General features: G+C 45.8%; 13 protein-coding genes. 8 read left to right on the top strand and 5 right to left on the bottom strand.

Annotated elements, in window-relative coordinates; translation table 11 throughout:
• Positions 1–11 precede the first annotated feature (11 nt).
• Together AC6R00_RS04285 and AC6R00_RS04280 are read right to left on the bottom strand one after the other, a co-directional pair.
• The gene (locus AC6R00_RS04285) at positions 12–3194 is read right to left on the bottom strand and encodes an efflux RND transporter permease subunit (RefSeq protein WP_500639435.1); all 3183 of its coding nucleotides are present in this window, start codon (positions 3192–3194) and stop codon (positions 12–14) included.
• 4 nt (positions 3195–3198) lie between these two features.
• On the bottom strand, positions 3199–4431 hold the full coding sequence (locus AC6R00_RS04280) for an efflux RND transporter periplasmic adaptor subunit (RefSeq protein ID WP_272786453.1): 1233 nt from the start codon (positions 4429–4431) through the stop codon (positions 3199–3201).
• A 150-nt stretch (positions 4432–4581) separates the two neighbouring features.
• On the opposite strand from AC6R00_RS04280, the gene AC6R00_RS04275 reads away from it, so the two are divergent.
• The 8 genes from AC6R00_RS04275 (at position 4582) to AC6R00_RS04240 (ending at position 10580) form a co-directional block, all read left to right on the top strand.
• Entirely contained in the window at positions 4582–5214 is a 633-nt protein-coding gene (locus AC6R00_RS04275; protein WP_500639434.1) for a TetR/AcrR family transcriptional regulator, read from the top strand.
• A gap of 129 nt (positions 5215–5343) precedes the next feature.
• Positions 5344–5646 carry a YebG family protein gene (locus AC6R00_RS04270; RefSeq protein ID WP_004747950.1) on the top strand — a complete coding sequence of 101 codons (303 nt, stop codon included), beginning with the start codon at positions 5344–5346 and terminating at the stop codon, positions 5644–5646.
• A gap of 157 nt (positions 5647–5803) precedes the next feature.
• Complete coding sequence (locus AC6R00_RS04265; RefSeq protein ID WP_500639433.1) at positions 5804–6553, top strand: copper homeostasis protein CutC; 750 nt, start codon at positions 5804–5806, stop codon at positions 6551–6553.
• A gap of 57 nt (positions 6554–6610) precedes the next feature.
• Positions 6611–7393 carry a polyphosphate kinase 2 gene (gene ppk2, locus AC6R00_RS04260; RefSeq protein WP_500639432.1) on the top strand — a complete coding sequence of 261 codons (783 nt, stop codon included), beginning with the start codon at positions 6611–6613 and terminating at the stop codon, positions 7391–7393.
• A gap of 12 nt (positions 7394–7405) precedes the next feature.
• Entirely contained in the window at positions 7406–8353 is a 948-nt protein-coding gene (locus AC6R00_RS04255; protein WP_500639431.1) for a LysR family transcriptional regulator, read from the top strand.
• Between the two features lie 263 nt (positions 8354–8616).
• On the top strand, positions 8617–9156 hold the full coding sequence (locus AC6R00_RS04250) for a hypothetical protein (RefSeq protein WP_500639430.1): 540 nt from the start codon (positions 8617–8619) through the stop codon (positions 9154–9156).
• 54 nt (positions 9157–9210) lie between these two features.
• Positions 9211–9882 (top strand): hypothetical protein, encoded by a 672-nt coding sequence (locus tag AC6R00_RS04245; protein ID WP_500639429.1) that lies wholly within the window; start codon positions 9211–9213, stop codon positions 9880–9882.
• A 134-nt stretch (positions 9883–10016) separates the two neighbouring features.
• Positions 10017–10580 carry a porin family protein gene (locus AC6R00_RS04240; protein ID WP_500639428.1) on the top strand — a complete coding sequence of 188 codons (564 nt, stop codon included), beginning with the start codon at positions 10017–10019 and terminating at the stop codon, positions 10578–10580.
• A gap of 43 nt (positions 10581–10623) precedes the next feature.
• Here the strand turns inward: AC6R00_RS04240 and phoU are convergent, their stop codons facing one another.
• The 3 genes from phoU to pstA are packed head-to-tail and all read right to left on the bottom strand — an operon-like array spanning position 10624 to position 13839.
• On the bottom strand, positions 10624–11322 hold the full coding sequence (gene phoU, locus AC6R00_RS04235; RefSeq protein WP_004747942.1) for a phosphate signaling complex protein PhoU: 699 nt from the start codon (positions 11320–11322) through the stop codon (positions 10624–10626).
• Positions 11323–11371: 49 nt separating this feature from the next.
• Positions 11372–12190: a phosphate ABC transporter ATP-binding protein PstB gene (gene pstB / locus AC6R00_RS04230; RefSeq protein WP_171382644.1), complete on the bottom strand. Its 819-nt coding sequence runs from the start codon at positions 12188–12190 to the stop codon at positions 11372–11374.
• A 2-nt stretch (positions 12191–12192) separates the two neighbouring features.
• On the bottom strand, positions 12193–13839 hold the full coding sequence (gene pstA / locus AC6R00_RS04225) for a phosphate ABC transporter permease PstA (protein WP_500639427.1): 1647 nt from the start codon (positions 13837–13839) through the stop codon (positions 12193–12195).
• Positions 13840–13844 lie beyond the last annotated feature (5 nt).

Raw genomic sequence — 13844 nt, 5'->3', positions numbered from 1 at the left:
AATTAGCGGGATCAGACAGTGGATTCATTTGCAGGTTCAAGTGCAATATTGTGCTCAGCTGCTTGTTTCTTCTGTTGGCCACGTTTTGCCAGTACGTAGTAGAACAACGGTGTTAGCAGTAGTCCAAACACAGTGACACCAATCATGCCGGAAAAGACGGCAATACCCATTGCTTGCCTCATTTCGGCACCTGCACCAGTTGAGAACACCATAGGAACCACGCCCATAATAAAGGCGATAGATGTCATTAGAATCGGGCGCAAACGTAGGCGAGATGCCTCTAAGATTGCTTCCATGACTGTACGACCTCTATCTTGTAATTCCTTGGCAAACTCAACAATTAAAATTGCGTTCTTAGTCGCCAAACCAACCAATACAATCAAACCTATTTGGGTGAAGATGTTGTTGTCACTTCCCCACAAGATCACACCGCTGATCGCTGATAACAACGTCATTGGAATAATCAATATAATCGCCATAGGTAAACGTACACTCTCGTACTGTGCAGCCAGTACTAAGAACACCAATAGAATCACCAATGGATAGATTAAGGTTGCGGTATTACCTGCAAGTTTTTGCTGATAAGTGAGCTCCGTCCACTCGTAAGTCATGCCGATTGGCAAAGTCTCAGCGAGAATCTTTTCAATCGCTGCCTGCGCTTCACCAGAGCTAACACCCGGCATTGGGCTACCGTTAATTTCTGCGGTCTTATAGGCGTTGTAGTGCATGACGCGATCAGGGCCCGCGACGTTATCAACATTGACAAATGAGCCAAGTGGGATCATTTCGCCATCGGCATTTCTTACCTTAAGTTGGCGGATCTGCTCTGGGTTTTGACGAAACGCTTCATCAGCCTGAACATTCACCTGATAGGTGCGACCAAATCGGTTGATGTCGTTGACGTAAGTTGAGCCCATGTAAGATTGCAGCGTTGCAAAGACCTCATCTAAAGAGACATTTTGTTTCAGCGCTTTAGTACGATCTACGTCTAGCTCTAGTTGTGGCACATTAACCTGATAGCTTGAGAATACACCTGTCAAAGCAGGATCAGCCCAAGCCTTCATGATGACTTGTTGAGTGACCTGATACAAAGCCTCATAGCCGTGATTACCTCTATCTTGGATTTGTAGCCTAAAGCCACCAATCGTACCCAGACCTTGAACGGGTGGCGGCGGGAAGATGGCAATAAAGGCATCTGGAATCGCAGCAAACTTCTGGTTAAGTTGCATCGCGATTGCACCTGCACTCAAGCTAGGGTCTTGTCGGTCTTCAAAATCAGACAATGGCGTGAAGACAATTCCGCTGTTCGGGCTATTGGTAAAACCATTGATGCTTAATCCCGGGAAAGCCACCGAGTGTTCAACGCCTGGTTGAGCAAGTGCAATCTCAGACATTTCACGAATCACAGCATCGGTACGCTCAAGGGAAGCCGCATCAGGTAACTGAGCAAAAGCAACTAAATACTGCTTATCTTGCCCTGGTACATAACCTGTCGGCGTTTGATCAAACTGATAAGCGGTTAAGCCTAGTAATCCAACATAGATAACACCAATCAAGGCACCGAGGCGGATGGTTTTCTTCACCACATAGCCGTAAGCATTCGCACCTTTATTAAACAGCTTATTAAACGGAGCAAAAATCAGGCGCCCAAACAGTGAATCCATCACACGAGTTAGCCAGTCTTTAGGCTGATCATGACCTTTTAGTAACAGTGCCGATAACGCAGGACTCAAGGTCAATGAGTTAATCGCAGATATAAAGGTCGAGATGGTAATCGTCAGCGCAAACTGCTTATAGAACTGCCCCGTTAAGCCAGACATAAAGGCGGTAGGAATAAATACCGCAGCAAGAACTAAGGTCGTCGCGACGATAGGCCCAGTCACTTCACGCATCGCTTTTTCCGTTGCCGGAATCGGGGCCAAGCCTTCTGCTATGTTTCGTTCAACATTCTCCACCACCACAATGGCATCATCGACCACGATACCTATCGCCAGTACCAAACCAAACAGCGATAGCGCATTGAGTGAAAAGCCCATCAGGTGCATGAACGCAAACGTACCGACCAAAGAAACCGGAACAGCCACCAGCGGGATGATTGACGCGCGCCACGTTTGTAGGAACAGCACTACAACCAAAACAACCAGCAATACCGCCTCTAGCAACGTTTGAACAACCGCTTCAATTGAGCCACGAACAAAGACTGTCGGGTCATAAACGATGTCGTATGCCACGCCTTGTGGGAAGCTCTGCTCAAGCTCAGCCATCTTGCTACGCACATCTTCAGAGATCTGGATTGCATTCGAACCAGAAGCTTGGAAAACACCGATCGCTACCGCATCTTGGTTATCCAATAGTGAACGTAGTGAGTAGGTTTCTGCGCCAAGCTCAATTCGAGCAACATCTTTAAGACGGTTAACCTGACCGTTTTCACCGACTTTGATAATGATGTTTTCAAACTCTTCAACATCAGTGAGACGACCTTTCACATTGATCAGCAATTGGAAGTCAGAATTGCCGCTTGGCTGCGCACCTAGGCTACCTGCCGCTGCTTGTTGGTTTTGCTCACGTACTGCTGCAATGATTTCGGTAGGGTTTAAGCCCAGTGCAGCGACCTTATTAGGGTCAAGCCAGATACGCATGCTGTACTCGCCGCCACCAAATACACGCACCGCGCCAACACCTTCAATGCGGGTAATTTCATCACGTACGTTAAGCGCCGCATAGTTTGCTAAGTAGAGCAAATCGTAGCGTTCATCTGGAGAGTAAAGGTGAACCACCATGGTCAAGTCAGGAGACGACTTCTCGGTAACCACACCTAAACGCTGAACCTCTTCTGGCAACCTTGGTAATGCGCGGTCAACGCGACTTTGCACTAAGGTTTGAGCTTTGTCAGCGTCCGTCCCAATTTCAAAGGTTACCGTTAAGGTCATCATCCCATCAGAGGTGGCTTGCGAAGACATGTACAACATATCTTCGACACCATTAATTTCCTCTTCGAGAGGAGATGCGACCGTATCGGCTATAACTTTAGGGTTTGCGCCCGGGTAGGTTGCCGTAACAACGACCGTAGGAGGCACAACTTCTGGATACTCAGTGATAGGCAGCTGCCACACTGACAGTGCGCCTGCGATAAAAATGAGTATCGACAGGACCGATGCAAATATCGGCCTACGAATAAAATACTGAGAAAACATCCTGTTATCCCTTCTCGTTTAATGCCGCTGTAGTAAGAGATTGGCGCTGTTGGTCAATCAGATCTTGTTGGTCACGCAACATTGATAAGGTCAATTCGTTCGCCATCGTGACTTCACTTGGTGTCACTGGCATGTTGGCACGCACACGTTGCAGACCATTCACCACCACTTTATCGCCCGGCAATAAACCATCCGCCACAATGCGTAAACCATTGAGTTTTTCACCTAGCGAAACCGCGCGATACTGAACGATATTGTTCTCATCAAGAACCAACACATACTTATTGTTGAGGTCTGTGCCCACTGCACGATTGTCGATCAATACACCTTCGTAGCTGCTTGAACCCGTAATACGCAGCTTCGCGAACATACCAGGCCATAAAGACTGATCTTCATTATCGAAGACAGCACGAACTCGAATTGTGCCTGTTGCTTGATTGATTGCGTTATCAACAAAGTCGATGTGCCCTACTCGTGGGTAAGCCGCGTCATTCGCTAAGCCAAGCTGCACTAGCTGCTTCGCGTAACCTTCACCTGCTTTAAGCTTGTTCAACTTCTGGTACTTAAGGAAGGTCACTTCATCAACATCGAAGTAAGCGTACATATGAGCGGTCGACACTAGCGTGGTTAACTGAGTATCACCTGCTGATACATAGTTGCCCTTAGTGATATCAGCCCTAGACACTTTGCCTGTGATCGGGGCAGTGACTTTGGTAAAGGCTAAATCTAATTTGGCTTGAGATAGCGAAGCTTTAATCGCAGCAACACTCGCCGCACCGCGTTGCTTAGCGGTAAAACGTGCATCCACCGTTTCTTGCGAAATAGCGTTGTTCTTATTGAGCTTAAGCGCGCGCTGGTGATCTTTGATCGATTGGTTGTAACTGGCTTTAGCGCTGCTCAGTTCCGCTTCAAGTCGCTCTACTTCCGCAACAAATGCTCGGTCATCAATGGAGAAAAGAACGTCGCCTTCTTCAACCATGGTGCCTTCTTCAAAATGCACTTGTTCAACATAGCCCGACACTCGCGGAATCACCGATACAGTCTGAGGTGATTCTAAACGACCCGTATATTCATCAAGCTCAGTGATGGTTTCAACCAGCACTTCTGCCACCTCAACACCTGGCGGTGGTGGTGCAGACTGAGTCACTTCTGCATGTGAATCCTGACATCCCGACAACACCAAAGGTGCTGCAATTGAGATAAGTAGAAGGGGTGTTTTAAGGTGTTTACCTACCATCTCGCTATCCTTACATTGATTTTGTACCGATCGGTATAATAATCTTAACTTTTGACATTGATCAAGTTAAATTTACCAAATGAATACATTTGCGATATGGACAACGCACGGCCTGCGATTTACCATTTGAGTGTTATATTTGAGAAGTTGTTGAATAAAGTTATGGTCCGTTTAACCTGTGGTCGCCCAAAAAGCTTTGATAAAGAAATCGCTCTAGAGAAAGCCTTGGATGTCTTTTGGACACAAGGTTACGACGGCGCGTCACTCAAAGATCTCACCCAAGCGATGGGTATCAACAAACCAAGTATGTACGCAACGTTTGGCAATAAAGAGCAACTCTATTTTCAAGCGGTAGAGATGTATAAGAATCGTGAAGGCGCACCATTCTTTAGTGCATTGGAGCAGCCTCAAATTCGCGATGTGATTGAGACTATTTTTTCCCGAACTGCCGAAGCAAAATGCAGCAACGAGAAGAACAAAGGTTGCTTGATGATCCAGAGTTCTCTGGCCTGTAGCGATGAATCTAGTGTGGTTAAAATATCCGCTTTGAAGATGCGTGCAGAATTCATTCAGCTCATTCAAAATCGTTTTGCAAGAGCCGCCAATGATGGTCAACTCGTGCAAAATGCCGACATTCAAGTCATGACACATTATGCTGTGACCATGCTCGATGGATTGCAGATTCACTCGATAGATAATCCTCCGCCAGAGATGCTAGAAAGTGTTGCCAAGATAGCGGCGGAACACCTTTTCCAGTTCTGCTTACCGTTATCTTCTCAATAACGAACAGAGCGTTATCAAATTTTTGCCGATCTCAACCTCATGATCGCCTGTGCTACCTAGACTTTGCCATCAATAAGCTGTATAAACAGACAGTAAATATTTTTGATAATTTGAGTTAGAGGACCAACCATGGCTGTAATCGTCAAGTACGTGGTAGAACGCAACGGAGAAGAGAAAATGACTTTTACCTCTAAAGCGGAAGCTGACGCATATGACAAGATGCTTGATATGGCTGATGAGCTTTTTGAGCTACTAGGTAAAAGTGAACTGCTAGAAGACGAAGGCAAGAAAGAAGACTTGGCTATGTTCCTAGCGCAAAACAAAGAAGAAGTGCTCTACGCACTGGGTGCAAAACGCAAACCTGCACCTAAGAAGCCTAAAAAGGTTGAAGCAGTCGAAGACGCTGAACCAGCACAAGACGACGCAGCTTAATCTAGCTCCTGCTCAAGATCTTAAACCTCAGCTCATGCTGAGGTTTTTTATTTTCTCCCACTCATTTTTGAGGAAATCAAATCTTCGACCTTTACCCTAATATCTTTCTCTTCGACTGCTAAAATAACGCCAACTTTATCCTCAGAGAGCTTTACTTATGAAGTACCACGTTGAAGTTTGTATCGATAATCTTGAATCACTGCATAATGCGATTACAGGTGGCGCAACACGCATCGAGCTATGCTCATCTCTAGCGCTTGGTGGATTAACGCCCAGCTTTGGTTTTATGAAAAAAGCAGCTCAAATATCCCCTATCCCTGTCTACGCTATGATTCGCCCAAGGCAAGGCGACTTCTTGTACGACCAAGATGATATTGAGGCAATGTTACTCGATATCGAAGCGGCAGCAGAGGCGGGATTAGCAGGCGTAGTGCTGGGGGTGCTGAGTGCCGATGGACATATCGATATGCGGTTAGCCGAACAGCTGACTCAACGCGCCAAGTTGTATAATTTAGGTATCACGTTCCACCGTGCCATTGACCAAAGCAGCAACTGGCAGCAAGCTCTTGAACAGATAATTTCATTAGGCTGCGAGCGTATCCTCACTTCAGGTTTGGCTGCCAATGTAGGACAAGGAAAAGAGGTTCTGCAACAGATGGTCAAAGTGGCTGACGGTAGAATCTCAATCATGGCCGGTGCTGGACTAACAGCCGACAATGTTCAAAGCATCGTTCAACACACTGGCGTCAGAGAAGTTCATCTATCAGGTAAGAGTGCCCGCTCAAGCTATATGACTAACATCAGCGAAGAAGCCAAAATGGGTAATCAGAACATCGACGATTTCATGATTCCAGTGACCAATAGCTCTGCCATCGAAAAGGTCGTAGAGGCTCTCAGTTCTCAGTGATAAAACTCTCATCCCTACTCCACAAGTGCTAACCTTTTGATAACAAAGGAGTGCGCTATGGCTAAGAGCAAACTGGATAAGAAGTTTTACGAAAAGGAACTTCAACGCCTTCAAATTGAGTTGGTAAAGCTGCAAGAGTGGGTAAAACAGGAAGGCCTCAAAGTCGTTGTGATCTTTGAAGGACGTGACGCCGCTGGCAAAGGTGGCGTTATTAAACGCATCACAGAAAAACTCAACCCTCGCATTTGTAGAATCGCTGCATTACCCGCCCCTACTGAAAAAGAGAAAACCCAGTGGTACTTCCAACGTTACGTTGCACACCTACCTGCCGCTGGTGAAATAGTCCTTTTTGACCGTAGTTGGTACAACCGAGCGGGTGTTGAAAAGGTGATGGGCTTTTGCTCTGATGAGCAGTACGATGAATTTCTGCGATCTTGCCCTGAATTTGAGCGTATGTTGCAGCGTTCTGGCATCATCTTGCTCAAATATTGGTTTTCCGTCTCCGATGAAGAACAGGAAAAACGCTTTTTAGAGCGAATCAAAACTCCCATCAAGCGCTGGAAGTTCAGCCCAATGGACTTAGAATCGCGCAACCGCTGGGCTGAATACTCTGAGGCCAAAGATAAGATGTTTGCCTATACAGACACCAAGCAGTGCCCATGGTGGGTAGTCCCTTCAGATGATAAAAAACGTGCTCGCCTAAACTGCATTAGCCATCTACTTGAACAAATTGAGTATCAGGATATTACCTACCCAGAGATCGAACTACCAGAGCTCAACAAAGAAGGTTATATTCGAGCTCCACTTGAAGAACAAACCTTTGTTTCGCAAAAGTATTAAGGTTATCCGCACATGGCAAAAGATCTGTTTTCCAACTTAGATTTAAACCTACTGAGAACCTTTCTGGTTTTATCTCAAGAACTCAATATGCGCAAGGCTTCTCAGCGTCTATTCGTCTCTCAGCCTGCGATCAGCCAGTCACTTAAAAAACTGCGTAATCATTTCAATGATGATTTGTTTGTCAAAGTGTCTTCTGGGTTAGAGCCTACCTCATTTTCTATAGAACTAGCAGAAGCTATAACTCCCCATTTAGATGGATTGGCTACAGCACTGAACAGATCTCAAGAATTCGATCCTAAAATGATCGATACCAAGTTAAAAATTGCACTCTCGCCTATGGTTCTCGCTTGCTTATCGGGAACCTTGTTTCATCAGTTGCGAGAGCACGCACCGCAAGCAGACATCGAACTCGTCGGTTGGACGCATAATACGTTATCAAGCATCAGTAAAGGGGAGATACTATTTGGCGTCAATTACGATATTAGCGCCCCAAAAGAAATTTACTTAAAGCCTCTTATTGAGCTAAAAGGCAGAGTTTTTGTCCGCCAAGGACACCCTATTAAAGGTCCGATAGCAAACTTAGAAGACTTTGACGGCTATGAAATCGCATCATCAATAACACCAGGTTGGAATGACAGTTTTAGCGTCGCTGAACAGATGATGAAAAATCGTGGCCTGAAAACCAGAGTCGCGTTCCGATCAGAGTTAATCATGGCAATCATCGATGTAGTACAACACACAGATATGTTTATGCCGCACTCTAATCTATTCCCGATTGACCTCTACCCTAATCTTCGCGCGATCGATATTGTGATGGACGAGCAAGACAAATCCATGCCCGTGTTCAGCCAGTATCACATAAAGAATCGCAACAACCCTCTCATCCACTGGCTACACAGTGAAATACAGACCGCACTCAACCATCAAGTCAATAAAAGCGAATCCATTCTAGCAGTCTGACCAAAAGTAATAAGCATTACTTATCTTTGATATAAGCTCATTCCATTAGATGAAGCAGTGCTTATTAACAATAATAGCCACCAGCAGTTTTGCTCAGCATCGGAATTTGCTGATGGGTGTTGCTTTGACGCAGCTATTTACGTTCGTCTCAAGCCTTAGATTCTCTTCGCCCTCGCCTAAGGAACTGGCAGCTCAATAACACCTGGCAGTAATCACATTTATCTCGCCAGTCTAAAATTTGTCAGACTTTAAGGTAGTCAATTATGAAAAAATCTCTTATCGCTTTAGTAGTGGCAGGTTCATTGGTGCTTGCTGGTTGTTCTTCGTCAGGTGGTGTTGCCGGTGACTCTCAATCGCCAACTATTCCTGACATTGATAACTCTCCAGAGTGGGGCTTAGATACCGGTAACCTACCTAGCCGTCCTGAGCCTGTCGATCCTGGTTTTGGCGTTGCAGTACCATCTCAACCACCAGTTGATAATGCACCAGACCGTCCGACACCAGATATGGGTGATACTCCTGACTGGGGGCTAGATATGGGTAATGCACCAGACCGACCAGAGCCAACAGATCCTGACTTCGGCGTCGCTGTACCGACTCAACCGCCAGTGGATAACGCACCTGATCGCCCAACACCAGATATGGGTGACACGCCAGAATGGGGCTTAGATTCACCAGTCGACCGTCCTGAGCCTGTTGATCCAAGCTTTGGCGTAGACACAAACCCAGAAGTATCACCAGCGATCAACTCTATCGATCGCAACAAGGTCCGTGACGCTCTACGTTCTCGTCTAAACGGCTAACCTTCCCTTTTCAGAGCCCTTATTTCTTAAGGGCTCTCATTTAAGTTTCCGACTATGAAAAAACTTTCAATAGCCTGCTTAGCGACCATGTTAAGCGCAGCGTCATATGCCGACGTGACTGTCTCTATTGAAAAGGACTTCTTTGAACTTGGTCTCTATGCCTCTTTGACCGATAACTCATTTCTGTTTGTTGGTGCTGATACCGATGGCTGGCTCGGTGTAGGTACTGGATATCGCCACAACTTTAATCACCAATGGCGGATGGATGCCTACTATGAATATGGGCTGTACGACGATTGGCTGATGCATGAAGTTGGCATTGATGGTGTCAAAACAACAAGCCACCAGATCGATCTTTCAGTGACGCGGTATTTTGAACACACTTCTCTTAAAGTTGGCGCAACTGCTGAATATATTCGTAATGGTTTTACATGGTTGACGGTTGATGACGTTAACAAATACTCGGCATACGTAAGCGCAACTCGTTACTTTGAGCATGTCTACGTTGCTGCGAAATATGAGCACTACATGGCGATTGATCAGTCCGATATGGAAGATTTTAATCAAGGTCACGCAAACGTCTGGGAGCTTTCACTTGGATCAATGCATTCAATATTCAAGTTTTTCCCCTACGTCAAAGTCAGTGTCTTTGAGCCTAACGGCACCTACTATGGGCTTACAAACTCAAACGTGACATTTTCCATCAATGGAACATTCTCATTTTGATGATAAGCCTTACTTATAAGCAATATAACAACCATTAATTAGAGCTTATTTATCATCTTCGATAATATAAACGCATCGGAACAAAGACATTTCTAGGAAGGAAAGCAAAAATTAATTTACGAGAGAGTAAACAAATGAAATTAGCTTTCACAACACTATTAACGGCATCACTTCTATCGACAACGACTATTGCAAACACATTTGAAAGCCAACACCGAGTTGGCATTGGTTTCAGCGGCACAGAAATATCTGACGCAGACTATGGCATCTCAGGCTCATGGGGCAATGGCATCAAGTTGGAATATGGCTATGAGTTTAACAAGATCGTTGGAATTAACGTCTCATACGCTAAGAACAAAGATAAAGAGGGTGGCTACAACTTAATCGCCGAAATTGATGGCACGACAATGCAAATTGATGCGGATATCGGTTACAAATTTGACTTAAATGGCTTCTCAATCAAACCGTATGGCGTTATAGGTCTAGCGCGCTACAACGAAGAGTTAACCTTAGGCTATCAAGATAGTAAGGCGTCTAGCTCTTGGAATGATACTAATCTAGTTCTTGGAGCAGGTGTGCGTGCGGATATCGGCCAACACTTTTACTCAGACCTAAGAGTCGACATTACCGCCTATGACACGGGTATAGACGTCATCGATTACGATCAAGTGTCATGGACGGTCGGCTACAAGTTCTAAGCATTTAAAATTTGCCCAGAATGGCAACTGTCACTGATTCTATTTATCGAAGCGCATCATCAATGCTTTGTTCGCCCAAGTGGCGAACATCTTTACCTTTGACAAAGTAGATGATGTACTCACAGATATTCTGGCAACGATCTCCAACTCGCTCTATCGCGCGAGCAGACCACATGACCTGAAGAATATTGGGAATATTTTTCGGGTCTTCCATCATATAGGTCATCAACTGGCGGATCACCGCTTCGTACTCAGCATCAATCTTATCGTCGAGTTTGTATACTTCTGCTGCCGCGTCAACATCCATACGTGCAAAGGCATCGAGCACTTGGTGCAGCATGCTAATTGCTTGACGGCAAAGCGGCTCCAACGAAACATGGAACTGGCGCTCTTTAGAAGATGGACTTTCAATCGCCACATAAGCAATTTTGGTTGCAACATCACCAATGCGTTCTAAATCGGTAATCGTCTTGATGATCGCCATAATCAAGCGCAAATCTTTAGCTGTCGGCTGACGTTTGGCAATGATACGAGTACAGGCTTCATCGATTGAGACTTCCATTGCGTTAACTTTATGATCATCGCGCACCACTTTTCTCGCCAGTTCGATGTCTTCTTTGTGCAACGCCTGCATCGCAAACGATAACTGCTGCTCGACCAAACCACCCATAGTTAATACATGGGTTCGGATCGACTCTAGCTCGACATTAAACTGACCTGATATGTGGCGTCCAAAATTCATAGTTGACGTTAATCTCCCAATGGATAAGTAAAAATTCTAATACGACGAGTTAGCCGTATCGACCCGTAATATAATCTTCAGTCTGTTTTTTCAATGGCGACGTAAAAATTGAGTCGGTATCTGAGTACTCGATCAACTTACCCATATGGATAAAGGCTGTGTGATCGCTCACTCGCGCTGCCTGCTGCATGTTATGGGTAACGATAACTACAGTATATTTGGTTTTCAGGTCGTTGATCAGCTCTTCAATGGTTAAAGTGGAAATAGGATCAAGTGCTGAGGTCGGTTCATCAAGCAACAGTACCTCAGGCTCAATCGCTATTGCACGCGCGATAACCAAACGTTGCTGTTGACCACCTGACAATCCAAATGCATTTTCATGTAAGCGATCTTTAACTTCATCCCACAACGCCGAGGCACGCAATGAACGCTCGACAGCATCATCGAGAGCACGGCTGTTTTTGATTCCTTGCAGACGCAAGCCATACACCACATTTTCATAGATAGACTTGGGAAACGGATTCGGGCGCTGGAACACCATACCCACTCGGCGGCGAAGCGTGGCGACATCGACTTTCGGGTGGTAAACGTTTTTTCCGTGTAGTTTGACCTTGCCTTCGACACGGCAACCATCAACAAGATCGTTCATGCGGTTTATGCAACGAAGCAGTGTCGATTTTCCACAACCAGAAGGACCGATAAACGCGGTAACCTGCCCTTTTGGAATTCGCATCGAGATATCACTTAATGCCTGGCTGTTTTGGTAGTACAAGTTCAACCCTTCGATAGCAATCGCTGTTTGCTCATCGCTCAGATTATTCACATCTAAGGGGGTCTGGTAGCCGAGTGTTTGATTGACTGAAAACATGGTTAATCTTGTCCTAGAGTTCGGTACTTCTCGCGCAAATTATTACGAATACTGATCGCGGTTAAGTTCAGGCCAACAATCACAGTTACAAGTAAAAATGACGTGGCGTAAACCAAAGGTCTTGCTGTTTCAATGTTAGTGGTTTGGAAGCCAACATCATAGATATGGAAACCTAAATGCATGAACTTACGCTCCAAATGCAAAAACGGAAACTGGCTATCGACAGGCAAGCTCGAGGCCAATTTCACTGCACCGACTAACATTAACGGAGCCACCTCACCTGCAGCGCGAGCGACCGCAAGAATCAAACCAGTAATAATCGCCGGGCTCGCCATTGGCAAGACAATTCGCCACATGGTTTCAAACTGAGTCGCGCCTAACGCCAAAGAACCGTGACGAACTGAACTCGGAATTCGAGTTAAGCCTTCTTCGGTAGCCACAATCACCACTGGCAGTGTTAACACTGCAAGCGTCAATGCTGACCATAACAGACCAGGAGTACCAAAGGTCGGGGTTGGCAGTTTCTCTGCATAGAATAGCGAGTCGATTGAGCCGCCTAGCGTGTAAACAAAGAACCCTAGTCCAAATACACCGTACACAATGGAAGGCACACCTGCCAGATTAATCACTGCCACTCGAATTAAGCGGGTGAACGCATTGTTCTTAGCGTATTCGTGAAGATAGATAGCCGCAATCACACCGAGTGGCATCACGATAACCGACATGATCAGCACCAGTAGCACTGTACCAAACATCGCAGGGAAGACACCGCCCTCAGAGTTAGACTCGCGAGGGTCATCAGATAAGAACTTCCACGCCTGCTTACCCCATCTAGCAGTTTTCTCTACTAGGTTCATTTGGTTCGGGTACCATAAATCCAGAATCTCACTCAGCGGAATCGTTACCTGCTGACCAGTCATATCTTCAACCAGCAAACCTTGGTTCGCCAACTGGTTACGCAATCGGTCTAACTCAGCTTCTGTTGCCGCTAACGCCTCTGTGTACTTGTTACTCTGGCTTTGATACAAAGCAATGAAATCATCATCCAGCGTGCCATTCAGGCTACGTTTTTTCCTCTCCAACCTTAATCGCTCAGCTTGAGCATTAATCACTCTCACATCGCGCTCAATGAGATTTTCGATCTCGTCTCGCAAGTTTTCAGCAAACGCGATTCCTTGCGTGTAGTCTTGAAGAATATCGCTACTTACACGTCCATCCGCATGCATGTATCCAACCGGATGACCGTAAAAATCTCCACCACGAGTTCGCTCTATAACCGCCCAGTTTTCTGGTTTCGTTGGCTCATCAAGGTCAATTTCTAACAGCGACACAAAGTCAGAAGAATATAAGTCGCGGTTGGCAACCTTGATGCTCACTCGCTTTACCAGACCTTTTTCTACCACGTCCTGCGGCAGTTCAATATCCATCTCTCGCAAGTGACTGATAGGGACGTACTCTTGCGAGTAGACTTGACCAACCAGAATGTCGCCTTGCTTTGTTTGCCACTGATACAAGGGGGCAGGCCAGAAGTAAGAAAGCCCTTTCCAGCCAATAAGCAGCAAAAGCCCTAACACAGACAACAAGCTGATACTGACTGCACCGCCCGTTAACCATATCCAAGGAGAGCCTGACTTTAACCACTTAAACACTTAGA

Source organism: Vibrio sp. R10-SF1-ISO8 (assembly GCF_059833805.1).
The sequence above is the reverse complement of the archived record's forward strand: the minus strand, read 5'-3'. Positions and strand labels throughout refer to the sequence as shown.